This window comes from Bradyrhizobium lablabi (assembly GCF_018131005.1).
Taxonomy (GTDB): domain Bacteria; phylum Pseudomonadota; class Alphaproteobacteria; order Rhizobiales; family Xanthobacteraceae; genus Bradyrhizobium; species Bradyrhizobium lablabi_D.
This window is the reverse complement of record NZ_JAFCJK010000006.1, coordinates 24583-49886: the sequence shown is the minus strand read 5'-3', so window position 1 is coordinate 49886 and position 25304 is coordinate 24583. Positions and strand designations below refer to the sequence as shown.

At 62.5% G+C, this 25304-nt stretch carries 21 protein-coding genes and 1 tRNA gene; 13 read left to right on the top strand and 9 right to left on the bottom strand.

What is annotated here, in order from left to right; translation table 11 throughout:
* Positions 1-78 precede the first annotated feature (78 nt).
* Positions 79-154: transfer RNA gene (locus tag JQ553_RS18925), tRNA-Ala, on the top strand.
* A gap of 150 nt (positions 155-304) precedes the next feature.
* On the opposite strand, the gene JQ553_RS18920 is transcribed toward JQ553_RS18925, so the two are convergent.
* The 6 genes from JQ553_RS18920 to JQ553_RS18895 all read right to left on the bottom strand — a co-directional run bounded on the left by JQ553_RS18920 (position 305) and on the right by JQ553_RS18895 (position 6094).
* The gene (locus JQ553_RS18920; RefSeq protein ID WP_212501527.1) at positions 305-1108 is read right to left on the bottom strand and encodes a glutamine amidotransferase; all 804 of its coding nucleotides are present in this window, start codon (positions 1106-1108) and stop codon (positions 305-307) included.
* 131 nt (positions 1109-1239) lie between these two features.
* Complete coding sequence (locus JQ553_RS18915; protein WP_212501526.1) at positions 1240-2019, bottom strand: SDR family oxidoreductase; 780 nt, start codon at positions 2017-2019, stop codon at positions 1240-1242.
* Positions 2020-2246: 227 nt separating this feature from the next.
* On the bottom strand, positions 2247-2750 hold the full coding sequence (locus JQ553_RS18910; protein WP_212501525.1) for a TerB family tellurite resistance protein: 504 nt from the start codon (positions 2748-2750) through the stop codon (positions 2247-2249).
* A gap of 203 nt (positions 2751-2953) precedes the next feature.
* Complete coding sequence (locus tag JQ553_RS18905; RefSeq protein WP_212501524.1) at positions 2954-4363, bottom strand: adenylate/guanylate cyclase domain-containing protein; 1410 nt, start codon at positions 4361-4363, stop codon at positions 2954-2956.
* A 45-nt stretch (positions 4364-4408) separates the two neighbouring features.
* A complete protein-coding gene (locus tag JQ553_RS18900) occupies positions 4409-5794 on the bottom strand; it encodes a cytochrome P450 (protein ID WP_212501523.1) in 1386 nt (461 codons plus the stop codon).
* Between the two features lie 27 nt (positions 5795-5821).
* Positions 5822-6094, bottom strand: coding sequence for a hypothetical protein (locus JQ553_RS18895; protein ID WP_212501522.1), 273 nt, complete (start codon positions 6092-6094; stop codon positions 5822-5824).
* A 148-nt stretch (positions 6095-6242) separates the two neighbouring features.
* Between JQ553_RS18895 and JQ553_RS18890 the strand changes: the two genes are divergently transcribed.
* The gene (locus JQ553_RS18890; RefSeq protein WP_212501521.1) at positions 6243-7922 is read left to right on the top strand and encodes an MFS transporter; all 1680 of its coding nucleotides are present in this window, start codon (positions 6243-6245) and stop codon (positions 7920-7922) included.
* 39 nt (positions 7923-7961) lie between these two features.
* Here JQ553_RS18890 and JQ553_RS18885 read toward each other — a convergent pair whose 3' ends face one another.
* On the bottom strand, positions 7962-8174 hold the full coding sequence (locus JQ553_RS18885; protein ID WP_212501520.1) for a hypothetical protein: 213 nt from the start codon (positions 8172-8174) through the stop codon (positions 7962-7964).
* Between the two features lie 355 nt (positions 8175-8529).
* Here JQ553_RS18885 and JQ553_RS18880 point away from each other — a divergent pair, with 355 nt between their 5' ends.
* The 10 genes from JQ553_RS18880 to JQ553_RS18835 all read left to right on the top strand — a co-directional run bounded on the left by JQ553_RS18880 (position 8530) and on the right by JQ553_RS18835 (position 19603).
* Positions 8530-9576 (top strand): polysaccharide deacetylase family protein, encoded by a 1047-nt coding sequence (locus JQ553_RS18880; RefSeq protein WP_212501519.1) that lies wholly within the window; start codon positions 8530-8532, stop codon positions 9574-9576.
* A gap of 21 nt (positions 9577-9597) precedes the next feature.
* On the top strand, positions 9598-9744 hold the full coding sequence (locus JQ553_RS18875) for a hypothetical protein (RefSeq protein WP_212501518.1): 147 nt from the start codon (positions 9598-9600) through the stop codon (positions 9742-9744).
* A gap of 271 nt (positions 9745-10015) precedes the next feature.
* Positions 10016-11626 carry a hypothetical protein gene (locus tag JQ553_RS18870; RefSeq protein ID WP_212501517.1) on the top strand — a complete coding sequence of 537 codons (1611 nt, stop codon included), beginning with the start codon at positions 10016-10018 and terminating at the stop codon, positions 11624-11626.
* A gap of 365 nt (positions 11627-11991) precedes the next feature.
* Positions 11992-13524, top strand: coding sequence for a hypothetical protein (locus tag JQ553_RS18865; RefSeq protein ID WP_212501516.1), 1533 nt, complete (start codon positions 11992-11994; stop codon positions 13522-13524).
* Positions 13525-13592: 68 nt separating this feature from the next.
* The gene (locus JQ553_RS18860; protein WP_212501515.1) at positions 13593-14591 is read left to right on the top strand and encodes a glycosyltransferase family 2 protein; all 999 of its coding nucleotides are present in this window, start codon (positions 13593-13595) and stop codon (positions 14589-14591) included.
* A gap of 5 nt (positions 14592-14596) precedes the next feature.
* The gene (gene asnB / locus JQ553_RS18855; protein WP_212501514.1) at positions 14597-16462 is read left to right on the top strand and encodes an asparagine synthase (glutamine-hydrolyzing); all 1866 of its coding nucleotides are present in this window, start codon (positions 14597-14599) and stop codon (positions 16460-16462) included.
* Positions 16463-16468: 6 nt separating this feature from the next.
* Entirely contained in the window at positions 16469-17098 is a 630-nt protein-coding gene (locus JQ553_RS18850; RefSeq protein ID WP_212501513.1) for a class I SAM-dependent methyltransferase, read from the top strand.
* On the top strand, positions 17098-17844 hold the full coding sequence (locus JQ553_RS18845) for a hypothetical protein (protein WP_212501512.1): 747 nt from the start codon (positions 17098-17100) through the stop codon (positions 17842-17844). The genes JQ553_RS18850 and JQ553_RS18845 overlap by 1 nt, the downstream gene beginning before the upstream one ends.
* A 20-nt stretch (positions 17845-17864) precedes the next feature.
* The gene (locus JQ553_RS18840) at positions 17865-18683 is read left to right on the top strand and encodes a bifunctional 2-polyprenyl-6-hydroxyphenol methylase/3-demethylubiquinol 3-O-methyltransferase UbiG (protein WP_249144420.1); all 819 of its coding nucleotides are present in this window, start codon (positions 17865-17867) and stop codon (positions 18681-18683) included.
* A 338-nt stretch (positions 18684-19021) separates the two neighbouring features.
* On the top strand, positions 19022-19603 hold the full coding sequence (locus tag JQ553_RS18835) for a hypothetical protein (RefSeq protein WP_212501510.1): 582 nt from the start codon (positions 19022-19024) through the stop codon (positions 19601-19603).
* Positions 19604-20097: 494 nt separating this feature from the next.
* On the opposite strand, the gene JQ553_RS18830 is transcribed toward JQ553_RS18835, so the two are convergent.
* Positions 20098-20304: a hypothetical protein gene (locus tag JQ553_RS18830; RefSeq protein ID WP_212501509.1), complete on the bottom strand. Its 207-nt coding sequence runs from the start codon at positions 20302-20304 to the stop codon at positions 20098-20100.
* Positions 20305-20501: 197 nt separating this feature from the next.
* Here JQ553_RS18830 and JQ553_RS18825 point away from each other — a divergent pair, with 197 nt between their 5' ends.
* Entirely contained in the window at positions 20502-20864 is a 363-nt protein-coding gene (locus JQ553_RS18825; protein ID WP_249144419.1) for a hypothetical protein, read from the top strand.
* A 13-nt stretch (positions 20865-20877) separates the two neighbouring features.
* On the opposite strand, the gene JQ553_RS18820 is transcribed toward JQ553_RS18825, so the two are convergent.
* The gene (locus JQ553_RS18820) at positions 20878-24834 is read right to left on the bottom strand and encodes an autotransporter domain-containing protein (protein WP_312015167.1); all 3957 of its coding nucleotides are present in this window, start codon (positions 24832-24834) and stop codon (positions 20878-20880) included.
* Between the last annotated feature and the right edge of the window lie 470 nt (positions 24835-25304).

Genomic DNA, 25304 nt, shown 5'->3' with positions numbered 1-25304 from the left:
CGTTCTTGACTTGCCCTTGGGGCGGACGGTAAATGGCCGCAATCGTGGGCCGGATACTCAGCATGATCCGGTCGCGACGGGGCCATAGCTCAGCTGGGAGAGCGCATCGTTCGCAATGATGAGGTCGGCGGTTCGATCCCGCCTGGCTCCACCACGCTTCGCCCTTCGGGCTACGCGTGGCACAGCCGCGCTAGCCGAAGGGCGAAGCGTGGTGTCCGGCGAAGCCTGCCTGACGAAGACGGACTTTTTTTCGAAAGCCGATCGAATTGCGGAAGCGGCGGCGATGCCGCCACGATCCACGTGGCTATTCGGCGGCCTGCAGCAACTGCGCGCGCGGCGTGCGCGCGAGCCAGCCATCGATGAAGTGAGTGAGCCAGGCGCGCTCGGCCGCATCATGCTGCGCGCGGGCTGAGAAGTGCAGATGTCGCTGCTGCGCGCCCGGCGCATCCATGCGCGCGCAACCGCGCACGGTCCAGCGGTGCATCATCGCCTGGGTCACGTCGGGGTGAAACTGGAAGCCGAATGCGTTGCCGGCCTGGAACGCCTGCACCGGAAAATCATCGCCCTCGGCAAGCAGCTCGGCGCCAGCCGGCAGCTGGAATCCCTCGACGTGCCAATGATAGACGCGCGCCGGCCAGTTTGGACACAGTGCCCGGCCCAGCGCGGTCGGCCGGATCGGGTAATAGCCGATTTCGACACGGCCTCCGGGATGCGGCGCGACAGCAGCGCCGAGTTGCCGCGCGAGCATCTGAGCGCCCAGGCAGATGCCCAGGAACGGACGCTGCTCACGTAGGGGAACCTCGATCCAATCGATCTCTTGCCGGACGTATTTGTCGGGATCGTTGGCGCTCATCGGGCCGCCAAAGATCACCGCGCCCGCGTGATCGTTGAGCGTGCCGGGCAGCGCGTCGCCGAAGCGCGGACGGCGGATATCCAGTCGATAGCCCAGCGCACGCAAGGCGTTGCCGATCCGGCCGGGCGTCGACGTCTCCTGGTGCAGCACGATCAGCACTGGTCGCAGCGAAACCGGATCAGGTGGCGTGGGTGCAGCCGGCCTTCCCGTTGGAAGGGGCACCACGACACTGGCTTGGTCCGACCGTAACGACATTGCCTCGGCTAGGGATTGGGCACGCTAGGAATGATCATAGCTAAGTGGTTCTTAATTTCGTGTGAGTTCGAGCGCACCCACGCGAAACTTTCCAAGCAAATCACGGGCCAGAATCAGGCCGAGATACGTGTTCAGCGTTTGCGGAGTTGGAAGCCGCCGACCGCATGCAGGATGAACGAGCGGGGGAACAGACGGAGCAGGAACGGGACGAGCTTGATGAGCGGGCCCGGCAAGACCGCGCGCTTGTTCGCCATGAGTCCGCGATAGGCCTGCTCGGCGACCACGGCCGGCGACACATTGAGGATCGCGGCGTCGAAACCGGGCGCGAAGCCGGCACGAGCCTGGAATTCCGACGGCACAGGGCCTGGGCACACCACGGTGACGCGTACACCCTGCGGGGCGAGCTCACAGCGCAGCGCCTCTGAGAACGACAGCACATAGGCCTTGGTCGCGTAGTAAACCGCCATGCCCGGTCCCGGCAGGAATCCCGCGATTGAGCCGAGATTGAGGATGCCGCCGCGGTTGCGGATCAGTTGGTCGGCAAAGCGCAGCGACAGATCGGTCAGCGCGCGGATATTGACCGCGACGATATTGAGTTGCTCGGCCCGGTCACATTTGACAGCGAGGCCGAACACTCCGAAGCCCGCATTGTTGACGAGATATTCGACCTCGACTCCGGCAGCGGCCAGGGCTTCCGCGATGCTGTCGCCGGCATCGGCCTCCTGAAGATCGCAGGGGATCACGATCGGCTCGGCGCCGCCTTTGCGTCCGAGTTCGTCGGCGAGCGCCTTCAGCCGCTCGGCTCGCCGCGCAACCAGGGCCACACGATGACCGTTCGCTGCAAATACGCGCGCCAGTTCGGCGCCGATGCCCGCCGATGCCCCAGTTATCAGCGCCACACGCTCGGTCACGTTTCAGGCTCTCGATCAAATTGCCGGGAGTTACGAATGGCGGTGACGAGAGCATAGGCTTGCGGTGCCGCGCAAGCCTATGCGTACACATGCTGGCATGCGGTGCTGCGCCGTTTTGAGTGAAACGCGAGATTTTCACACGAATCGCTCACCATGACCGCAGCACATTAAAGTTTCGTCATCTGCGATATTGGCGTGACGGTGGCGGCCTCCGCACGGCGGACGTGTCAGATTGCCGCGTCGGCTGGACCCCAGGGTCCCTTGGGAAGGGCGGCCTGCCTCTGGGCGACACGATGCTTAAGATCGAGGCGATCGCGCGAGGAAATACCCAGCAGATCGGCGGCGCGCCAAACCACATTGTCCTCAAACTCGCTGACTTGACCGTCGGCAAAAACGAGCTCCCACATCATCTCGACGATGCGCAGTCGACCCTCCTCGTTCACCGAGCGCATGATCACGCTGGTAAAACGATAGAGGTCGACCGCCTCGCCCTCGACCCGCATGGCCGATGCGATCAGCCGATCGGCCGTGCCGGGATCGAGCTTGAAGCGGCTCTCGATCAGGCCGTGCAGTTTGCGCTTCTCGACCACTGTCGGCTCGCCATCGAGTGAGATGACGTGAACCAGCAGCGCGGTCGCGGCCAGCCGATAGTCATTGTCGTCGAACATCCGATCGACTTGCGCGTCGGGAGCGACGATATCGGCAATGAATTGGCGAAGTCCGTCGAGCATCGAGGTCTCTGTCGAATGAAGCCTGAAACGTGTCCGGTGTGACGCCTATATGGCGCGGAAACAGCGCCCGTGCAATCGGCGCAGGTTCTGCGGCAAGCATTATGTTTTGGCAATCTCTGCTGGTCGCGGCCAGGCTTGATCCTGCCATTTGCGCTTTCGGGCCGACGACAAATTTGAAACAACCCGAACGGATCCGGGGGCGCCTAAGGTATCTCGTACACCACGAGCTTGTCGGCAATGCCACGCAACGCCGCTTCCTTCTGGATCGGCCTGATCTCCGCCCGATTCAGGATGCGCGCAACCTCCGGCGATTCCATCACCGGCTGGGTGAGGTGGATTTCCTGGGACGTCGAAAGGCTCTGCACCCGCGCAGCGATATTCACGGTCTGGCCGAAATAGTCCTGCCGCTCATTCAGCATCACCGCAAGGCAAGGGCCTTCGTGGATGCCGATCTTGACGATCAAATCTTCCTTGCCGCGTTCGGCGTTGAGCTTCTGCATCGCCATCCGCATGCGCAAGCCCGCCGCAAGCGCATCCTCGGCGCGGATGAACGTCGCCATCACCGCGTCACCGATGGTCTTCACCACGGCGCCGCGCTCGGACGCGATGATGTCGAGCAGCGCGTGGAAGTGGGCGCGCACCAAGTCGAAGGCGGCGAGATCGCCGACACGCTCATACAGAGCAGTCGAGCCCTTGAGATCGGTGAAGAGAAAGGTCAGCGAAGTGATCTTGAGCCGCTGGTCGACATTGAGGTTGTCGGCTTTGTAGACGTCGCGAAACGTCTGGTTGCTCAATATGCGCTTCGCGGTGAGGAACGGCTTTCGCTTGCCGATCAGGTGATGCAGCCCCTCGGCGGCGATGAACACCGACGGCAGCACCCGTACACCGGCCTGGTTGTCGAGCGACAGCCGCAGCGGGCCGGGCCGCAGGGTCATGTTTCCGACCGGTGCGTGGACCTTGTTGTACATGAGCGACAAATGCTGGCGGTCCTTGGTCGGCTCGCCCTGGACGTCGATGAAGTGCGCCGAATGCGTCACCGGCTCGAACACGATGATGAATTGCTTCGGCAACTGCAGCGACAGCACCGCCTTGTCGCCGGCCGGCAATTCGAGCGCATCCAGCACGACCTCGCTGACAAGCTCCCCGAAAGAATCCTTGTTGAAGTCGACGCCGGAGCTCCAGAAAATCTGCTTGAAATATTCCCAGATCGGCAGTGTATGCGGATCGTGCGCTGCGATGCGGCGAACGCGCGGACTGACGGTGAAGGCGACCTCCACCTGCTCGTCGACCGAGGCCTCGTAGCCGCAAGCGCAGAGACCGCACTGATAGTCGTCATGGCGCAATGACTTCAGTGTCGAGTGGGCATCGAGCACGCCGCCGCAGCCAGGGCACAGCACGTTCCAGGTCAATTCAAACACGCCGAGCCGCGACGCGTGCAGAAAGCCGGAGATGACCTTCTCTTCATCGAGTCCGCTCCGCTTGGAGAAGTCCAGCACATTGACCCTGTTGAGCTCGTGGTCCTCGCCCTTCTCAACCAAATGCATAATCGCGTCGGCGACCGCGGGATCCGTGGTCTGCCGCAATACCGAAAACTGTGCCTGCACGTCGCTCATGGTAAGTTACTAAATGATTACTCGGGAGAAATCACGCAAGGGCTTTCAGCGCGGCGTGATGGCAAACATCGGCGAGCGGTTCGGTTGCGTCGTCACCACGCCAACCGGCACGACGGGCTCCTTGTCCACCAACGCGACGCGGAACGCGCCGATGATCTTTGCAAGAGCCAGCGTCGCCTCGACCAGCGCGAAATGCGCCCCGATACAGACGCGCGCGCCGACACCGAACGGCAGATAGGCAAAACGGTCCGGCGGCGTTCCCGTCATGAAGCGCGCAGGCACAAAGGCGTTCGGATCTCGCCACAGCTTCTCGTGCCGGTGCAACAGCCACGGCGCAATCATGATCACGTCGCGCTTCCTGACCCGCAGGCCCGCGATTGTATCAGGTCCGGCGGCCGCGCGCGCGATCAGAAATGCCGGCGGATAGAGTCGCATGGTCTCGTCCACCACGGCGCGGGTGAACTTCAGCCGCTCGATCTCAGGCGTGCCAGCTGCTGCCATCCCTGTCACCTCCGCCGCCAGTTGTTCCTGGGTCGAGGAATCGAGCGCAAGCAGATAGAGCGTCCAGAACAGCGCCGTCGCGGTCGTTTCATGGCCGGCGAGGATCATGGTCGCCACCTGGTCGCCGAGCTGGGCGTCGGTGAAGGCATCGCCGGTTTCGGGATCGCGCGCCTCCCCCATCAGGTCGAACAGATCGCGCGCGGGCGCGTTGTGGTCCTTGCCGGCGGCGCGGCGCTCTGCGATCAGCATGGAGACGAACGCGGTCCAGCGCTTGCGGAAGCGGGCGCGGCGAAAATCCTGCGGGCTCGGCCAGCCAAGCGGCAACAGCAGATCCAGGACGTGTGGCCGCGCCAGCGTCTCGCCATACTCCATCACGAAGTCGCGCAGCGTGGCGCCATGACGGTCCATGCCGAATGAGAACATCGTGCGGCCGGCGATCTCGAGCGTCATGCGCTGCATCGCTTCGCGCAGATCGACGGGTCCATGGCTCGCCGCTCGCAGCTTGTCGATCGTCTCGCCGATCGCCGCGGTCATGTAGGGCACGAGCGTCGTCACCGCGCGCGGCGTGAACGCCGGCGCAAGCGTGCGGCGCTGATGCTTCCAGGCGCGACCTTCGGCAATCAGGAGCCCTTCCCCGAGCATAGGCCGCAACACGCGAAAGCCCGCGGGCGTGCGGGTATAGTTCTCGTAATTGTCCACCAGCACGTGCCGGATCGCATCCGGCGTGTTGAGGATGAAGCTCGAGTGTCCGAAGAAGGAGCCCTGGACGACGTCGTCCTCGTAAGCGCGCCGGCCCCAGCTTTCGATCGGGCTGTTGCGGATCGCCATCATCCGCCCGAACGCGGTCATGTTGTCGGGGGCGCGCGGCGGGGTCGGCGGCACCAGCGGACGCCGGCCGGCCGTCATGTCATCGAGTTCGGCGATGCTCATGGTCCCCGGCCTCTCCCGCGAAACCGATCAACGCATACGATCCCGGCACCATGAAGGCGCCTGGAGCGCGATGACCTTTCCTCGCATCATCACGCGCTTCATCTTTCGTTTGGAAGTTGATTCTTCCGCAAGATCGGTACCATTTTGCGCCTGATCGGCATTTGCCGGGCGTAAGAACAGGAGCGGCAGCATGCCGCCGGCCGGCGGCTGATGCCACTGCGCCAAGGCCGCGATACCGAAATTGCCGCCAGCCAGGCGGCGCTGCCGCCTCCAAGATTGTCCGCCAAAGGTCGGGTTCATTCATTCCCCCCAATCCTTTCAATACTTTAGCTGTGTCCTGCACCTGCAAACAGTGCCGTAACGACTGGACAGGACAAGGTTTTCGCAGGCATCTGGGAACGCGAGCCGGAAATCGCCGGCAAGCCATCGCAGTGTAACGGAACCGCATATGACCCAACCGCCGAAGCGCGCCGACAGTATCTCTGCACCGTTGCGGCACTCGATTTTCAGGCGGATCTGGCTGGCCAGCCTGCTTTCCAATCTGGGCATCCTGATCCAGGGCGTCGGCGCCGCCTGGGCGATGACGCAGATGACGTCGGCGGCGGACAAGATCGCGCTGGTGCAGACCGCGCTGATGCTCCCGGTGATGCTGATCGCGATGCCCGCCGGCGCCATCGCCGACATGCATGACCGGCGCATCGTCGCGATGGTATCGCTGGCGATTGCACTCGCCGGCGCCACCACCCTTACCATCCTGACCTGGCTCAACCTCGTGACGCCAAACATCCTGCTCGCGCTGTGTTTCGTCGTCGGCAGCGGCATGGCGCTGTTCGGCCCGGCTTGGCAATCCTCGGTCAGCGAACAGGTGCCGTCGGAGACGCTGCCCGCGGCAGTTGCGCTCAATGGCATCAGCTACAACATTGCGCGCAGCTTTGGCCCCGCGATAGGCGGCATCGTGGTCGCAACTGCCGGCGCGGTCGCAGCGTTCGCGGCGAATGCCCTGCTCTATATTCCGCTCCTGGTGGTGTTGTTTCTGTGGGAGCGGGTCAGCGAGCCGTCGCGGCTGCCGCGCGAACGGCTGAGCCGCGCGATCGTCTCCGGCGTGCGCTACATCACCAATTCGCCGTCGATCAAGATCGTGCTCACCCGTACAATGGTGACCGGCATCATCGGCGGCGCGGTCTCGGCGCTGATGCCTCTGGTGGCGCGCGACCTCTTGCATGGCGGTGCGCAGACCTATGGCATCATGCTCGGCGCCTTCGGCATGGGTGCGGTCGTCGGCGCGCTCAATATCAGCGAGATAAGGCGCCGCTTGAGCGGCGAAGCCGCGGTGCGGGCCTGCGCACTGTCGATGGCCGGTGCGATCGCGGCCGTCGCACTGAGCAAGGAACCCGTGATCACGGCCGCCGCGCTGGTGATTGCCGGCGCGGTCTGGATGCTCGCGGTGGCGCTGTTCAATATCGGCGTGCAGCTCTCGGCGCCGCGCTGGGTCGCGGGCCGTTCGCTCGCGGCGTTCCAGGCTTCGATCGCCGGCGGCATCGCGATCGGAAGCTGGGGCTGGGGCCGCCTCACTGACCTCGCCGGTGTGGAGACGGCGCTGTTGGTCTCCGCCGCGTTGATGTTTCTGTCACCATTGCTTGGGATCTGGCTCAGGATGCCGCCGATCGGCGCCCGCAACGAGGCCGCGACCGAAGCGCTCGCCGACCCCGAGGTCAAGTTGCAGTTGACCGGGCGCAGCGGGCCGCTGGTGGTAGAGATCGAATATAGGGTGTCGCAGGACAACGCCCGCGCCTTCCACAATGTGATGCAGGAGGTGCAGCTCAGCCGCCAACGCAACGGTGCCTATGGCTGGTCGATCGCGCGCGACATCGCCGATCCCGAGTTGTGGACCGAGCGCTATCACTGCCCAACGTGGCTCGACTATCTGCGCCAGCGCAACCGCGCCACGCAATCCGAACGCGAATTGCACCAGAACGCCATCGCCTTCCACCTCGGACCTGACCCGGTGCGGGTGCGCCGGATGCTGGAGCGTCCGTTCGGGTCGGTGCGCTGGAAGGACGAGACGCCGGACCGCGCCGCCAACGAGGTGATCCCAGTGGTCGCGACCGCGGCGGGAAGCAGCACGTAGTTTTGGGCGGTCATTCCGGGACGCGAGCCCGGAACGAAATCACTGCCCGTGATCGATGAGCGTCTGCTGACAGGCCTTGCTGAGACGGCCGCGGTTCTGTTTCAGGCAGGCCAGCACGACCTGGTCACCCTCGTTGAGATGGGCGCGGCAGAACCGTGATGCGTCGCGCGTGCAGGCATCACGCCCCTGCTGGGCCAACGCTACCGATACCACCAGAACCAGCGGAATGAAAGCAATTAGAAATCTGGTCATCTCTCAAGCCTTTAATGAACGTGACGATGTTCATATAGCCTTTCCGCTCAGCCAAGAAGCTTGAACCTTTGCGCGCCGGCTCTTGCGGCCGTCTTCGCCGTGCTGTCACTGATCGACGGTTTTGCCTTGAGCGGGGGTCATGATCGGCTCCCGTTCGCCGGGAGAGGCGAACCCATTGTTTGACGGTCCGATGATGCCCGCCAGCGCGACCAGCCGACTGCGACTGCAATCATGCTGGCAAGGCGCTCTTTTTCTTGGGTTCCCGGCGCCGTGTTGGGACCACGTTAAGACCTTGTTGGCACTAATCGCTCGTTACGGATGTGGCGTGCCCCGCCTTCTCAGAAAGTGTGTAGCGATGCGTAATACGTTGGGCCTGATGGTGGCCAGTGTTGTAGCGGCGGTCGTGATCGCCGGAGTGTGGTTCTGGACCCCCTCGCCGCGCGCCGACGCGGCTCCTCCTCAAACCGTAGCTGCCCGGCCGGCCGATCCGCTGCCTGTGCAAACGGCGGCGGCTGGCAGGAACGACGTCGACGTCACGGCCGCGCTATCCAAGCGCGCCGAGGCGTCTCCCGCCCTGACGGCGCCGGCACCGGTGGCCGCGGCGCTGAAGTCGGCCTGCGCCAACGCGGATGCGCTCGGCGTCAGCCGCACCGTGGTGGTCGACACTGCGGGGGGACCGGGTTTCGGTTTCGAACATTTCAAGCAGCTCGACTTCCTGCAGGACAAGGAAGTGGTGCTGACGTTCGACGACGGTCCGTGGCCGAACAATACGCCCACCGTGTTGAAGGCGCTGGCCGACGAATGCACCAAGGGCGTGTTCTTCTCGGTCGGCAAGCACGCGACCTATCATCCGGAAATCCTGCGGCAGGTGCTCGCCGCGGGCCACACCGTCGGCAGCCACACCTGGTCGCACGTCAACCTCAACAGCAAGAAGATGAACGAGCAGCAGGTGAAGGATGAGATCGAGAAGGGCTTTTCCGCGGTGAAGATGGCGCTCGGCACCAATCCCGCGCCTTTCTTCCGTTTCCCGCAACTGCAGCACAATCCCGGCGCAGTCACCTATCTCGGCACCCGCAACGTCGCGATGTTCTCGACCGACGTCGACTCCTTTGACTTCAAGGCGGATGGCCCGGACAAGATCGTCAACAACGTGATGACCAAGCTCGACAAGCTCGGCAAGGGCATCATCCTGATGCACGACTTCCAGAAGCACACCGGCGAGGCGCTGCCGACGCTGTTGCGCCGGCTGAAGGCGGGCGGCTACAAGGTCGTGGCGATGAAGGCCAAGGGCACGCTCGAGACGCTGCCCGAATATGATGCGATGCTGGTGAAGAACGAGAAACTGCCGACCGCGGCGGCCGGTCGTCCCGTGAGCAGCGTGGTGCAGACGGTCTCGGATTAAGCCATCGCGAACTCCTCCGCCATGGCGCGCAAAAAGGCGCCGCTGGATTTTTCCAGCGGCGCCGACGTGGCGCTCCCCTCTTCCATGATGATCGAAGGAAATTCAAGCCGCGCATTCGAAGCGCGGCGCTGGCGGTCGCCGAACCCTGGCGTCCGGCTGATATCCTAAGGTGGCGCCGGCTTCGGTTGCTGCCTGGAGTTGATGTTGCCCAATTTTCTAGTAGGATGGCGCCGCGCACGTTTTGGCGCGGTACGGAGATTTTATTTCAAAGTCAAAGGGCTCGTTCGCGACCGCAACCTTCAAGTTCGCGATGAGATGGTGGCGTTCATAAGCGGGCACCGGATCAAGATCCAGGCCCCGCAAGCATCGGTTGGCTTATCGGGATGACCTTCAGCCTCGAACGACCAGTAGCGTATGCGCGATGAATGGAGGGCGGAACATGCGTATCCAGCAGTTTGTATTGTCATCCAGTTCCGCCGTTGTCCTGAGCTATCTCAATCTGAATCCCAAAGGCGCCTTCAATGGGCAAGGCTCCGATCCCGCGGCGGGTACTGCGAACGCGGGCGCATTCAACGGCGAGTGGAATCAAGGCACAAATATCGGACTTTCAAATATTGGCGCCTTTAACGGCATCTTCGACAGCGGAACGTCGAATGGAAATGACAATATCGGCGCCTTCAACGGAAACTTCGATTCCGGATCTGAAAACGGCAATGGCAACATCGGATCCTTCAACGGCAATTTCAACGGCAACGGCAGCTTGCCTGGCGACGGCACCGTCGCCAGCTACTCTTTCTTTGGCGACGGGCCAGCGGATGTCACCTCTGGCGTCGGAAAGAAGCAGGTCCTGCATGAGACGGACGGCAGCGGTGGACTGACATTTAACGCCGCGATCGGCGACTACGACGGTCTTGGCGGGAATGCGCGAGGTGGAAACGATCACCTCTATGGCGGAAACAACGCCAAGACAGGAGTGGTAATCAACACCGTACTGGGCGATGCAGCCATCATCGCTGATCACGCCGCGGGCGGCAATGACACGCTCAATGGTGGAAGAAACATCGGGGCTGGCGGGATCGAGAACGCGCTGGTTGGGGACGCTCTTCAGCTGCTAGGCCACGCGACCGGAGGTCAGGACAGGCTTGTCGGTGGTTCAAATTACGGCTCCGGATTTGTGCAGAACGCGGAGTACGGTGATGGCATTACGACCGCCGACCATGCGAGGGGTGGGTACGACAGCCTGATCGGCGGAGACAATCGCGGCGGCGGCTTCGTGCAAAATGCGCTTTTCGGGACCGCGGCCTGGATGGATGGTCACTCCCAGGGTGGACACGACATTCTGGCCGGCGGAAGCAATTTCGGAGCAGGCTGGGTTCAGAACGCCTTCTTTGGCGATGCCGCGCTTATGACTGGTTTTGCTTCCGGCGGGTCAAACCTGATCGTCGGGGGCTGGAACTATGGCTCCGGCAGTATGCAGCAGGCGCTGTTCGGCGACGCCGCCACCATGACGGATCACAGTCGCGGCGGAGGAAATCTTCTCGTTGGCGGCTCGAGCTTGGGCTCCGGATCGATTGAGAACGTGCTGATCGGCAATGCAGGACTGATGGAAGGTCACGCGTCAGCAAAGGGAGATGTGCTCCGCGGTGGCGACAGTTTTGGTAGGGGCGATGTGATCAACGTGCTGGTCGGAGACGCCACGACACTTGCGGAATCGGCGCGCGGCGGCAACGATGTTCTCCTCGCCGGGCAGGACTACGGCTGGATCGGCAGTGTCGAAAACTTCATGTGGGGCGATGCGGTCAACAAGGAGCCGACGGCACTCGCCGGTCTCGATACGTTCGTGTTCGGGGCCCACAGTGGGCAGAACAACTTCATCATGGATTTCAACGTGGGCGATCAGATCCAGTTCGATTTCGGCATTGCCGGACACGCGAACCACGTCTGGATTGCCCATGATGGCAGTAGCACTGTGGTCAGCGCTGGCGGCGTGGAAGTTTTCCTCGTTGGCTATGTCGGGGCCATACCCGAGAGTGCCATTTTGTTCGCGTGAAGCTTCCCGGAAGCATCGGACGCCGCCTGAAGCATGGCAACGGCCATGATCAGCGGCCAAGTTCCGACGACAGCCGAACATCATCAGACCAGCGCCACGGCGATCACAATGGAATGCGGCAATGATAATCGCCGCTGTCGACCATGTGCTGGGAAATCGTCGGCGTATCCCCTCGGCTGGCGATCGCGCGCCGCGACGAAATGGCGCGATCCTTGACGCCAATTGCGGCCAGGATGGCAGCCGCACCGAGACGTTCCCCATACGTACCCACGATTGATCGCTACCCATGAATGTGCCAAGAGCGGCGCAGCGCGTCGCCCGACACCGGCCTGTGGCGCGGCCCAATTGACGCGAGAGCCAGTTTCGTGACGACAGCTTCCATCTCCGCGGCCAGAACCATCCTGCAGAGAACTCCGGCCGTTTCGGCCATTGCGATCTTTGCCTGTGTGCTGCTTTGGGCCGTCCTGTTCGCGCGTATGACGGATCGCAATCTCTCGGTCGATAAGGACTACTTATACGTTTACCTCTGTGGAGCCGAGATCATGCACCCCACGCTGCATGACCAACAGATTGATCTGGTCAAGGGACTTGTCTCAATCTCGGCGCCCGATCAGTTCGTCTATCGGGCGACGTTGAGGGCAAACTACTGCAACAATTATCCCTTCACGTCGCTGTCGATGTATGCGGCCGGAAATCTGCTCACGGTGCTTGGTTTCGCCGACCCGGCCAAGGACTATGTCACCTTTCTGTCCCGCGCGATGTGGTGGGGCACGCTCCTGTCCGGCTTGCTGCTTGGCGTGGCGTGTCTCGTTGTCTCGTTCGGAATGACTTCCGGAACGCTCAGGGTGGCGACACTTGCCGCGCTTGCAATAGGCGCGTTGCTTTACGTTGTGGTCCCGCCACCAATACTGAACTGGCTGTTTGTTCAAACGACACCGTCGCCGCCGGACCGACTCGTTAACTGGTCGAACATCCTTGGCGTAAGCCTTTACTCCTGGCTCAATCCCGCCCCTCAAAACAGTATTTTCTCGAATTTCGCCCGCTGCCTTTGCGCGATGCTTTCGTTCGGTGCATTCACGACGCGCTGGTCTGGCCGGCAAGGCCTGGCTTACTGGATACCGCTGCTGGTGAGCGTCGTGCACCAAAGCACGGCTCTTATTCTTCTTGTCGTCATGCTGTGCTGCGATATCGCCATTCGCCCAAAGTCGCTCGCACGAGCGGCCTGCATCGTGCCTATCGCATCAACCATCGTATTGATCGGTGCGCGAGAGCGAATGTTTGCAATCCTGGGGCTCAACTGGTCGGCGGCGACGACAGCTCTGTTGATCGCGCTCGGCCTGGGGATCCTCCTCCTGCTGCCGGCGGTACGGCGCGCGGTCGGAGGTGTCTCGGCACGTATCGCCGATTGGCGCCGAACGACGCTTGAACAGGCGCCCGCGCCGCTGACGGACACGATCGTCATTATCACCCTTTGGCTCGGAATTCTCCTGATCAGTTACTTCGTTGCCAAGAACGACGTCTGGTACCGCGTGATCTACTTCTGGTCCGAGCTCTCGCCGCGCTACATCGGCATGTTCCAACTGTCCGTGATCGTAGGCCTGACCTACCCCGCTTGGGATGCACTGCTGCGCGACCGGGTGGACAGGCAGAAAGTCGCCATGGCCGCAATCACAATTGTCGCACTGGCCGTCACGGCGAGCCAATCGACGAAGGGCTGGGTTGCACTGGACAATCTGAGGAACGGTTCCCAGCGCTTCGAAGAAGTGACCGTGCGAAACAATGCGCATTCGGGACCATTGCAATCTTTCGGCAGCGAAGAAACCGCGTGGTACTATCTGATGCTCCGCAGGGCGATCATCGGAGGCAAGGACATTACGACGTTTCTTGGCGTCACCTGACCCCCGATGGTGAGGTTTAGCCGTCAGCTCCGCGAAATTTGCCGATCTGGATTATGAATGATTTGCCGATGAGTGATGTTCCTGCACCCAGTCTTTCCATCGTTGTGCCGGTCTACAACGAGGAACGGTCGCTACCCCTGCTGATCGAGCAGCTGACAAGCGTGCTGCGCAAATTGCCGAACCCGTTCGAGATTATTCTCGTCAATGACGGCAGCCAGGACAGATCGCTATCGATCCTACGTGCGCTCAGCGGTGACAATCCGGAAGTCAAAGTGGTCGATTTCCGCCGCAACTACGGCCAGACGGCAGCGCTGATGGCTGGGATCGATCATGCATCCAACGAGATCGTTGTGATGATCGACGCCGACCTGCAGAACGATCCCGTCGACATTCCCCGGCTGCTCACAAGGCTCGACGAAGGATATGATGTCGTTTCAGGTTGGCGGAAGGATCGCAAGGACGCGGAGTTCAGGCGAAACAGGATCAGCCGGATGGCCAACTGGCTGATCTCCAAGGTTTCGGGCGTCAAGCTACACGATTACGGCTGCACGCTGAAGGCCTATCGCCGCAGCGTCGTCAGTGGCGTCCGCCTCTATGGCGAGATGCACCGCTTTATCCCGATCTATGCCGAGTGGCAGGGCGCGCGCATCACCGAGATTCCGGTCACGCATCACGCTCGCCGCTTCGGCGCATCGAATTACGGCCTGGAACGCATCTTCAAGGTCGTGCTCGATCTCCTCGTCGTCATGTTCCTGAGGCGATATTTCGCCAAGCCGATCTATCTGTTCGGCGGCTTCGGGATCGCTTCCATCATTGCCTCGATCGCGACGATCACACTGGCGATCGCCTTGAGGTTGTTCGCCAGGATCTCGCTGATCCTGACACCGTTGCCGCTACTTGCTGCGCTGCTGTTCCTGGTCGGCATCATCAGCATCCTGCTCGGTCTGGTCGCTGAAATGCTGGTACGGACATATTACGAATCGCAGGGTGCGCGGGCCTATCTCGTGCGCGAGCTGATCAACTTCGTCGATTCCTCGCCGACCGAAACGCCTTCAGAGAAATCGTAGTCAAGATGTGTGGCATCGCCGGATTCTGCGGACCTGGAGATATCGACCACATCGAGGCGATGACAAACGCGCTGGCGCATCGCGGGCCCGACGGGCACGGCTACCACGTGGACAAAGCCAGGCATGTTTTCCTCGGCCATCGCCGTCTTGCCATCCTCGATATCGCAGGCGGCGCCCAGCCGATGTGGAACGAGGATAAGACCGTTGCAGTGATCTTCAACGGCGAGATCTACAATCATTTGGAGCTGAGGGCGTTGCTGCAACAATGCGGCCACCGCTTTGAGTCCGACCATTCCGACACCGAGGTGCTGGTCCACGGCTACGAGGAGTGGGGACACGACCTGCCCCGCCGCCTCAACGGCATGTTCGCTTTCGCGATCTGGGACACGGCGCGGTCACAGCTGTTCCTGGCCCGCGACAGGTTTGGCGAGAAGCCGCTGTTCTACTCCAAGACACCGGGCTTCTTCGCGTTCTCCAGCGAGCTTCCTTCTTTGGCCAGCCATCCAGCGTTCGATCCAGCGCTCGATAAGCGATCGCTGCAAAAACTGTTCGCCTACGGCTTCTTTCCGGCGCCCTGCACGCCCTATCGTCACGCAGCAAAGCTGCCGGGCGGCTGTTCGCTTTGCTACGATCTTCGCTCCGATAGCGTCCGCGTCGCCCAGTACTGGCAGTTCGCACTGGAGCCGGATTCCGCCTTGCTCGAGCGGAGCGAAGAGGACCTGGCCGACGAGCTCGATGCCCTGCTGACCCAAGCGGTACGTCGCAGGCTGATCAGCGACGTGCCGCTCGGAATCTTCCTCAGCGGTGGCATCGATTCCAGCGCCGTGCTTGCGGCAGCGTCGGAGCTTCACGGAGCGGATCAACTCAGGACCTTCACGATCGGCTTCAACGAGCCTTCGTTTGATGAATCCGAATATGCCGAGTGCGTTGCAGGAATCTTCCATTCGCGACATTCGCTTCGGAAACTCGATCTGGAGCAGGCGCGTGATACGATCCCCGATCTCCTCGCCCAGGCTGGAGAGCCATTGGGCGACAGCTCGCTGTTGCCGACCTATCTGCTCTGTCAGTTTACCCGTCAGCAGGTGACGGTCGCACTGTCCGGCGACGGCGCCGATGAGCTCTTCGCGGGTTATGATCCGTTTCATGCGCTGAAGCCCGCCGCGCTCTACCAACACCTCGTTCCAGCTCCTCTGCACCGAATGCTGCGCAAGCTCATCTCGCGGCTGCCGGTCTCGACCCGCAATATGGGGCTGGACTTCAAGTTGAAACGGACCTTGACAGGATTGTCCTATGGTCCTGAGCTATGGAACCCGACCTGGCTAGGACCGCTGCCGCCGCCGGACATCGAGAGGATTTTTGGTGAGAAGATCGATACCGGCGAACTGTATGAGGAGGCGATCGGGCTATGGAACGTTTCGCCAAAGCTGAACCTGGTAGACAAGACCATGGAATTCTACACCAGGTACTATCTGCAGGACGGCATCCTGACCAAGGTCGACCGGGCGGCCATGCTGAATTCGTTGGAAACCCGCGCCATCTTCCTCGACAATGACATGGTTGATTTCTGCCGACGGTTGCCGACGGCACTCAAATATCGTAACGGCGTCGGCAAATACCTCCTGAAGAAGGTGCTCGCCAGGAAAATTCCGAGCAACCTTGTGTCTCGGCCCAAAAAGGGCTTTGGCATTCCTCTAGCTCTCTGGCTCAGGGAAATCCCGCAGCGCGTCCCCATGGACAAGATGACCGGGATAAACCTCGCGGAAATCAGCGATTTATGGCAACAACACCGGCGCAAGCGCGCTAATTACGCCATCGCCTTGTGGGTATGGCTGAGCCTACAGGCATTTCGTCGCCCGATCCCGGCAGGATAGATTCGTATGCTGAGAAAAGCCCTGGAGCGGGTGCTTGAGTTCCCGGCCATCTACAACCTCAATCAGATGATCGGCCAGCCGACCGTGCGCCGTTACGTTCAGCTCGTCTCCGAGGAAATTCCTGTCGGCGCGGAGATGTCCGTGGTCGATATCGGTTGCGGCACGGGCGCATCGCGAGCCGTGATCAACGCGCGCTACCACGGCATCGACATCAACCCGAGCTACATCGAGGCGGCGCGCAGGAACCATGCCGACGCCGATTTCACGGCAATGGACGGCACCAAATTGATCTTTGCCGACGACAGCTTCGATCAGGCGATGTCGATTGCGACGACGCATCACCTCGATGATTCCCAGCTTCAGGCGATGACCGCGGAAGCCCTGCGGGTCGTAAGGCCGGGTGGCGCTTTCCACATCATTGATGCGATCCTTCCGATGAACCCACGCGAGTTGTTCAAAGAGAGGTTTTTCCGGATGGATCGCGGACGTTTCCCGCGACGGCTCGACGAACTGCAGCGCGTGGTCTCGTACAGCGGCCACGTCGCGCGCCAGCGCGTACTGAATGGGCCGCTGCATGACGTCGCCTATCTAAGGCTTGTTCCGCTCGCGGCAGCCGGCGCCAAGGGTGCGGTGTGATGGCCCGCCCTTACGACGAAAAGTTCATCAGCTATGCGGCTACGTCGTCTCGCTACGCTGCATCCAGGGTGATCCCGATCCTACGGTCGTCGCTCGACATTGCGAGCGTCGTCGATATCGGCTGCGCCGGTGGCGGCTGGCTCTCGGTCTGGCAGCAAGAAGGCATCGCGGACATCCGCGGCGTCGACGGCGACTACGTACGCCTTGAAGATCTCGAGATCGGCCCTGATCTCTTCACGTCGGCCGACCTGTCGCGGCCGCTGAAGTTGGGGCGAACATTCGATCTCGTCGAATCGCTGGAAGTCGCCGAACATATCGACGAGACGTCGGCCGACAATTTCGTCGCAAGCCTCGTCAGCCACGCCGGTAAGTATATCCTGTTCTCGGCCGCGGTGCCCGGACAGGGTGGCGAGTATCACGTCAATGAGCAGCCCTATGATTACTGGCGGATGCGCCTGAAGCCGCACGGTTTCGACGCCTATGACTTCGTCCGGCCCAGAATCATGAACGATGCCCGCATCTCGTTCTGGTACCGCTACAACTGTATTCTCTACGTCCATCGGTCGCATCAGGCAGCGCTGAACCAGCGCGTGCAGGCGACGCGGGTTTCGGATGGCGAACCGATCCGGGACCTGTCGCCCCGCTGGTTCAGGATGCGCAAGGGCGTCGTGAAATTGCTGTCGCCGGAAACCCGCGACCGCCTGGCGCGCCTGAAAGCGCGCGTCGCACCCACCGGCAGATTCTGATGATCACGAGTGAACGCCCCATGTCTCAACCCGTCGGCTCATCCGAACGCTTTGGCTACGAGTGGAACAAATACAACGAGATCCGCGCCGATTACGAAACACAGTTCCTGAAGTGGACGCCGTTTCTGCAACCGGACGACTGGCGCGGCAAAAGCGTGCTCGACGTTGGCTGCGGCACCGGACGCAATTCACTGTGGCCGCTGAAGTTCGGCGCCCGCGAAGCAGTCGCAATCGACATCGATGAGCAATCGCTGGCGGTCGCGCGCCGTAACCTGTCGTCGTTTCCAAACGCAAAGGTGTTCAGGCAAAGCGCCTATGAGATCGCATTCCAGGATCATTTCGATATCGCCTTCTCGATCGGTGTGATCCATCACCTCGAAACTCCATCGCTCGCCCTGAAGCAGATGGTAAAGGCCGCAAAGCCTGGGGGGAACGTGCTGATCTGGGTTTACGGCTACGAGAACAATGAATGGATCGTCCGCTTCGCCGACCCGTTGCGCAAGGCGCTGTTCTCGCGGCTTCCGATTGGCGTTGTCCATCACCTCTCGCTTTATCCAACCACGCTGCTGTGGCTTCTGCTGCGCCTGGGCTTCGGACGGCTCACCTATTTCCAGCTGCTGCGGACCTTCTCGTTCCGCCACATCCGTTCCATCGTGTTCGACCAGATGTTGCCGCGGATTGCGCATTATTGGCGCCGTGAGACCGTTCAGCAGTTGATGGAAGATGCAGGGTTGCAGAATGTGCGCTTGCAATGGGTCAACGAGATCTCGTGGGCCGCCATCGGCGAGAAAAACGGCGCCGGCAACCGCGCCGAGGCTGGATCAGCGACCGACCGATGACCGATACCGCTCGGACTGCAATGCGCCGTAGCCTGCGCCTCCTCGCGGTGATCCTCATGGTGGGGATCGTTGCCGGATACGTGGGTGACTGGCTTGTCCGCGACCGCGTCAGTGCGTCGGCCGCGAATGAATTCCTCGACGATTTGCGGACGATTGGCGTCCGCGTTCCGCGCGATACAAGCGGTCGCATCCTTCAGCAGGGCGATCTGTCCACCGCATGGATCGCCAGTGTCGACGCCTTGCCGGCCAGGATGCAGGCCCTGGCAGGCACATTGAAGGGTGCCGAGGGTCAGCCGGCGCTGGGTCTCGTGCGACGCGGACCATGGTCGAACATCTTCTTGATCGAAGCCCGCGACTCCATGATCTGGGTGGAACTGACCAATACGCCGAAGAAGATCTGCCGTGAGATTGCCCTCCGCGCGGCCGAAGATCCGGCGCGCACCGCGTATCTGACAACATTAGGCGACCCGCCGAAGCCGCCCGATCAAATCGATCCGAAGCGGTTTTGCCAGGAAAACTTCATGGAGGTGCGATTCGCGCTCATCGACCCCTTGATCGAATTAAACAGGCTGACAGCAGATGTCCAAAAGGCGGTTGCTTCGGTACCGGCGAACGCCGCTCAGAAGACATCCTTTGTCGGCTCCGCAGCTCCCTTCCAGGTCGGCCAGCCGGCCGAGAACAGTTCGGCCATCATCGAGTCCGGCCCTGACCGCGTCCGCGTGGCGATACCGAACGTTCCCCTTGCGCTCTGCCGGCTCGCGCTGCAGGTCGGACCGGAAGCCTTTGGCATGGATGCGTTCGAACATCCTGACGGAACGGCATTCAGGCTTGCCAAATGGCAGTCCTCCGACCCGGTCTGCCGAACGCTGAAAGGCCTGCTCGCCATGAGCCGCAGCAAGGCTGTACCGAAGTCGGGGTAGTGGTGCCACAAGAGGGATTCGATCCCCCGACCCCGTCATTACAAATTAGATGGTCGATGCCGAACCGATGCGCATCGCCGCTAGCCGTGACAATGAACAGGAGCAACGAGCGCCCAAATTGTTGCTGCTCAATCCACGCGTGAGCAGGTATTCGTCGCCTCCGCTCCGCGTCCAAATCGCCGGGGCTAATCCGTGTCGAACGGCGCATCAAATCCCCGCTTCAGAACGTAGAGGCCGCTGCCGCCGCCTCCGTACGCATTGTGTTTTCCGCCACCAGCGGGACATACACCCCATGCCATGTCGAATTCGCGGAATAGGCCCTGACACTGCGAACACCAGCGGAACTGACCCGGAAACGCATTGAAGGGGGTTGGCGGGACGAAGCCGAACGTTAAGCGATATTCACCACTGTCTTCGGTCGAGTGAGGTCCGCCCGCGGGACACACGCCTTTGGTGCCGTTGCCTTCGAAGAACAAGCCTTCGCACTTCGGACATCAGCGCCAATGCCGTTGCGTCTTGGGCGGGTTGGTGGTGTCGGCGAACTCCAGCCGATAGGTCTTCGCATCAACGGATGCCCCCAGCGATGTTGCGTGTGGTGAGAAGAATGCTTTGTCGGCGGGACAGACGCCTTTGGTAGGATGCCCGTTAAAGAACAAACCAAAACAATTGACACATGCGCGCCAATGACGTTGCGACGCCATGGAACCGCTCCTTGATCGCGGGGCCTGCCCGTTACGATTTGTCGTAAGCGTGGCGCATGGGGTTCGACCGCGTCGTAAGCCGTCGCAAATGTGAATTCTTAGCGCGTTCGCTTGGCGCGGCGGCACTCAAGATCGCTCGCGCATCAGTCTATCGTGCCCTCGCGGAGTAACTGGCTCTGCCGCGCCCCCCGACGAGCATGCCTCGTCCAACCCACCGGGGGACGGAAAGAATCGCCGGAAAGCATGGCTCTTTTCGGCCGTCATGCGCGGCGCCGATAAGGAAGACAAGATCTCTGCATGAAACTGACCATCGACTGGCCTTACGCCGACCCCGACGAAGCGCCTGCAAGCCCCTTGAGATCGCCAAGGCGGTAGAGCCGATTCAAGACGGACGCAGCCATATCGAGAAGATCGACGAGCCGTTCCTGTCCAAAGAGCGCGGCACGCTGGACGAGCACGGCGCCGGTCTCAAGCTCGCGATTGAGCGCGGCTGGCTCTGGCTGCACGAGAGCGGCACCTATGTGAAGCTCACCGAGACAGGCGCAGCGTTATCGGGCTGACGCTGGCGCTTACTCACCACGCATAGCGAACCACGCCCTTGCCGGCATAGGATTCGGTGACGTCCGAGAATTCGCCCTCGAAGGTAGCCGCCGCCGACCAGCCGTTGGTCCATCTCATTTCGGCGGATGCCGTGACGAGGGCCGAGTCAGGCGCCAGCGCCGCGCCGTTGACCACGAATGACGCGCCGGGCAGCGTCTGGAACGTCGCGGCGATCGCGCGATCGGGATTGAAGTCATGCGCCCACGCGGCGCGGCCGCGCAAGGTGAGGATGGTGTCCAGCAGCGCGAAGGATTTGTCGGCGCGCAGGCCAAGCTCGCTGCGGCTGTCGGTGACGCTCTTGGCGGCGTAGCTGAGTGCGAAGGTGCTCGCGCCGGAGAGTACGCCTTCGGCATAAGCCGGCAACTCGAAGGTGGTGAACTGGCCCGCCGCATAAGGCGTGATCCCGACGCCGCCCGCCCACGGCGCGACAAAACGATAGCCGCCCTCGAACCGGCCCGACCACGCATTAACGTTGAACTCGGCACGCAGCCGATCGGCGCCGCCAACCGTCACCGTGCGATCGGTGGTGACGTCCTGCCAGCCATAGGCGATCGCGCCGGTCAGATACGCCGCGCCGATATTGTGCCGGATGAACGCGCCGGCCTGGAACAGGTCGGAGCGTCCGCTGCCGCCGTTGGCGACGGAGAAATTGGTGCCGCCGCCGGCCAGCGCGAAGCCCGCGAGTGTATCGGGCGCGAAATGATAGTCCGCGCCGACCGCGGTGCCGTAGATGCTGCTGGAGGTATTGTTCGATCCGGTCGCGGCATTGCCATCGGTGGTCTGCGCGCCGCCAAAGCCCGCCGCCCACACGCTCCAGCGTTGCTCGAACGATGCAGTTCGCGGCGCCTTGGTGTAGATCGCCGCCAGCGCATCGTTTGGCTTGCGCTGTCGCGCATAGCCGAGCGCTGGCTCGTCGGCGTAGCCCGGCGCGCCGCCGCTCACGGAACCGCCCTCGCCCCGCCCGGCGACGAACGGATCGGTCATCACGCCCATGAACTGGCCCATCGCGTCGAAGGTGGTCTGCTGACTGCCGGTCGCGATTTCGCCCGAGGCTTGTGTCAGGCCCGCGGGCGACAGGCGGCCGAACGCCATCGGAATTCCGCCATTGGCGTTGAAGAAGCCGACGATGGCGTCGCCGACGCGCTGCTGGTTGATGGTAAGACCGCTGTTCGGCGGCGGTGCAAAGTTCAAGACCAGATTCAGATAGGCGTTGTTCTGATCGGTACTCAGGCTGGTGTGGAAGCCCGACGGCAGGTTGGTATTCACAATCGAATTGAAGGCGCCGGTCACACCGCCGGATGCGGTGAGGATCGTGTATTGCTTCTCGACGTAAGCGTCCGGCGCGAAGGAGGCTTTCACCGTCGCGCCGCCAAGCGCCGCGCCGCCGGTGACGCTGGCGAACGATGTCGCCGATCGATTGAGCTGCACCACATAAACCGCGCCGGACTGGAACGCGAGATTGCCTTCTATCGTGGTCGATGTGCCAGGCGTCCCATTGCCCGGCATGAACGTGCCGCCGGTGTTGATCATGACCGGCAGCGGCGGATCGATGATGCCGGTGCCTGTGAGGGTGCCGCCCGAATTCACCGTCACGCCCGAGGTGCCGGTGATCTTTCCATCCACCTGCAGGATGCCGCCATTGACGGCCGTCGCGCCGCTGTAGTTATCGATGCCGGCGACGATCGTCGTTCCGGCTGTCGTGGTCAGGCTCGCGGTGCCGCCGAGGCCGCTGATGGTGCCGCCGCTCGAATTGATCGGCGCGTTCAACGCGCCGTTCTGCACGACGCCGCCGGTCAACATCAGTGCGGCTTGCGTCTGCGTGGTGCCGCCGAGGTCGAGTGTGCCGCCGAAAACCTTCGTCGTTGCGGTCGCGGCACCGAGCGTCCCGCTGTTGGACAATTGCAGCGTGCCGGCTTCGACGATGGTCGAGCCGGTGTAAGTATTGACACCCGACAGCGTCAGCGTGCCGAGGCCGGTTTTCGTCAGTGCCGTTGCGGCGGCGCCATCCTTGATCACGCCCGAAAAAAGCGTGGAGGTATTATCGCCGCCCGCTGTCAGCGTCGCGTTTGTCGCGCCACTGCTGGTAACGGTGCCCGCTCCGGCGAGCGAGCCGATGGTTTGGTCGAAGCCTCCGAGATCGAGCGTCCCGGTCACGGTGGTCGCACTGGCCGCAGAGAATGCGTTGGCAGCGCCGCCCTGCAAAGTGTGATTGGCGATAACCCTCGTCGCCCCCGTGTAGGTGTTCAGTCCAGTCCCGCTCAGGATTAAAGTGGCATTGAGGAGGGGGCTGCTGCCGACCGTGACGCCGCCGGTGCCCTGGATGCCGCCGGCGAAAATGCCTTCGTTAACCTCCAGCGTACTGCTGCCGAGCTTCACCGTGCCGCCGCCGGTCAGCCGGCGCATTAGAGCTGTCTGGCTGTTGAAATCGAGCGTAGCGCCGGCTTGCACTTGGGTTTCGGCGGCAAAGTCGGTGAAAAACGACAGGACCGCACTTGTGGTTGTGAGAGTCCCACCTGCGACGATGATGCGCGAATTATCGGTGACGAAGGAGCCGGAACAGTTACAGTCCAAAACAAGGGTGCCCGTGTCGGTCGCTGACCCAAACACCGCAGTCGAGCCGACGTCGAGACCCAGGTTTCCAAGGGAAACGGTTGTCCCCGCCGCCGCGGCAAGGGCGCCCGTCGTACCAGGCTGAAACAGGATACGTGGATTGCCCAGCGTGCCGCTTCCGGCTGCGGTCACGCGCACGGTCCCGTTGCCGATGTTCAGCTGGCCGGTGCCGGCCGCACTGAAACTACCCAACTCCAGCGTGCCGGCGCTGACGGTGGTGGCGCCGGTGTAGGTGTTGATGCCGGTCAGCGTCAGCGTGTTGGCGCTGTTCTGGATCAACCCGCCGCCGCCGGTGATGGTGTTCGCGACCGTCGTGCCGCCGGACGCCGCATTCATCTGAACGGTCCCGGCCGTGACCTCAACGTCGCCGATGAGGCCGGACGTGGCCGTTCCGAAATTGATGACGTTGGTCCCACCCGTGAGCATGATGGCATCGGCGCGCGTCACACCGTCTCCGCCGAGGCCGCCGCTGATCGTGCCATTGTTGTTGATGGTGAGACCGGAGCCGACAATGCCCGCGCCGCCGACGCCGGCCTGGCCTGGATCACCACCAAAGTTCGCGCCCGGCGCGCCGCCATTGCCCCCCGAAATACTCCCGCTGTTGTTCAGGGTGACGCCGCCGGCATTGCTGAAAAACAACCCAACTCCGCCGTCGCCGCCGCTGCCGTCGGTCCCGAAGCCACTGGTCCCGCCGGCTCCGCCATTGCCCCCGGAGACCGTGCTGCCGTTACTGTTGACGCCTGCGTCAGTAATGACTGCGCCGTAACCGCCAGCGCCACCGCCGCCACCACCGCCACCCGCACCGCCACCCGGGCCGCCGGTGGCTCCTCCGTTTCCGCCGTTGCCGCCCGTAAGCGGCGCGACGTTGTTGATGGTTGCGCCGACGAAGCCGTGCGCGCCACCGGCACCGCCGACGCCGCCATTTGAAATTGGGGCGCCACCAAGGCCGCCGAGGCCGCCGGCGCCACCCCCGGCTCCGCCGCCCCCGCCGCCGCCGCCATAAAAGACGCCGCCGCCGCCATCGCCGCCAGCCGTGCCATTAAAGCCGGTGCCGCCAGCGCCACCAGCACCATGCGAATCAAAGGTCGACCCCTGGCCGCCCGCGCCACCATCCGCCAGCGCCGGTCCGGCAAGCGCAAGGCTCAGAGTGGTGCCCCCCGAGATCAGGAGGGTCGAGGCCAGCAGCGCGTGGCGCAGCCGCGATGATCGCCGCGCGCCGTCCGGCCGCAAAACCGATTCAGGCCAGCAAGCCCGCGCACGCAGATCGACAAAACACGAGTTCGAATGATCGACGACATCAGCGGCGACGGGCCGCCACACGGAAGATTTGCCCCGAGCCACAACTTGCCTTCCCGCATTTGCGCAGGTCGGCCGCATGGCCGCACCCCGGCATTCGAAATCTTCTTTTAGGTAGGCAATACGGCCGGTCGGCCGCCAGCACAAAATCTGGGCGTGTATAGTCGCGGCGTGATTTCTCCAACGGGTGTGTCGGCTGTGATACAGCCAGAGGTGCGCTGACGACGCGCGCTCGCGCACTCGATGTGTCTTTGGTGGTATTGCGATCACCACCAGGAGACGAATATCGCCAGGCCGATTGGCTCGGTGAACCGAGAGAAGCCACTCACTGATGCGCTTCGGGTCGCGCTGCTAAGCGGCGGGGACGCCGTTTGCGGATGATCGCCGACAAGTTGGCAGAGAAGACGGAGAACGGCGACGTACAGGTCATCCGTCGAGATCGCGCATCGGCTAGACGGCAAGGCCGTGCAGGCAATCGACCGCAGCGATGTCCC

Coding starts and splice junctions, on each gene's coding strand:
- JQ553_RS18920 (WP_212501527.1), bottom strand. CDS start 1,108: ATGTCGTTACGGTCGGACCAAGCCAGTGTCGTGGTGCCCCTTCCAACG.
- JQ553_RS18910 (WP_212501525.1), bottom strand. CDS start 2,750: ATGCTCGACGGACTTCGCCAATTCATTGCCGATATCGTCGCTCCCGAC.
- JQ553_RS18905 (WP_212501524.1), bottom strand. CDS start 4,363: ATGAGCGACGTGCAGGCACAGTTTTCGGTATTGCGGCAGACCACGGAT.
- JQ553_RS18900 (WP_212501523.1), bottom strand. CDS start 5,794: ATGAGCATCGCCGAACTCGATGACATGACGGCCGGCCGGCGTCCGCTG.
- JQ553_RS18895 (WP_212501522.1), bottom strand. CDS start 6,094: ATGAACCCGACCTTTGGCGGACAATCTTGGAGGCGGCAGCGCCGCCTG.
- JQ553_RS18890 (WP_212501521.1), top strand. CDS start 6,243: ATGACCCAACCGCCGAAGCGCGCCGACAGTATCTCTGCACCGTTGCGG.
- JQ553_RS18885 (WP_212501520.1), bottom strand. CDS start 8,174: ATGACCAGATTTCTAATTGCTTTCATTCCGCTGGTTCTGGTGGTATCG.
- JQ553_RS18880 (WP_212501519.1), top strand. CDS start 8,530: ATGCGTAATACGTTGGGCCTGATGGTGGCCAGTGTTGTAGCGGCGGTC.
- JQ553_RS18875 (WP_212501518.1), top strand. CDS start 9,598: ATGGCGCGCAAAAAGGCGCCGCTGGATTTTTCCAGCGGCGCCGACGTG.
- JQ553_RS18870 (WP_212501517.1), top strand. CDS start 10,016: ATGCGTATCCAGCAGTTTGTATTGTCATCCAGTTCCGCCGTTGTCCTG.
- JQ553_RS18860 (WP_212501515.1), top strand. CDS start 13,593: ATGAGTGATGTTCCTGCACCCAGTCTTTCCATCGTTGTGCCGGTCTAC.
- asnB (WP_212501514.1), top strand. CDS start 14,597: ATGTGTGGCATCGCCGGATTCTGCGGACCTGGAGATATCGACCACATC.
- JQ553_RS18850 (WP_212501513.1), top strand. CDS start 16,469: ATGCTGAGAAAAGCCCTGGAGCGGGTGCTTGAGTTCCCGGCCATCTAC.
- JQ553_RS18845 (WP_212501512.1), top strand. CDS start 17,098: ATGGCCCGCCCTTACGACGAAAAGTTCATCAGCTATGCGGCTACGTCG.
- JQ553_RS18840 (WP_249144420.1), top strand. CDS start 17,865: ATGTCTCAACCCGTCGGCTCATCCGAACGCTTTGGCTACGAGTGGAAC.
- JQ553_RS18830 (WP_212501509.1), bottom strand. CDS start 20,304: ATGGCGTCGCAACGTCATTGGCGCGCATGTGTCAATTGTTTTGGTTTG.
- JQ553_RS18825 (WP_249144419.1), top strand. CDS start 20,502: ATGCCTCGTCCAACCCACCGGGGGACGGAAAGAATCGCCGGAAAGCAT.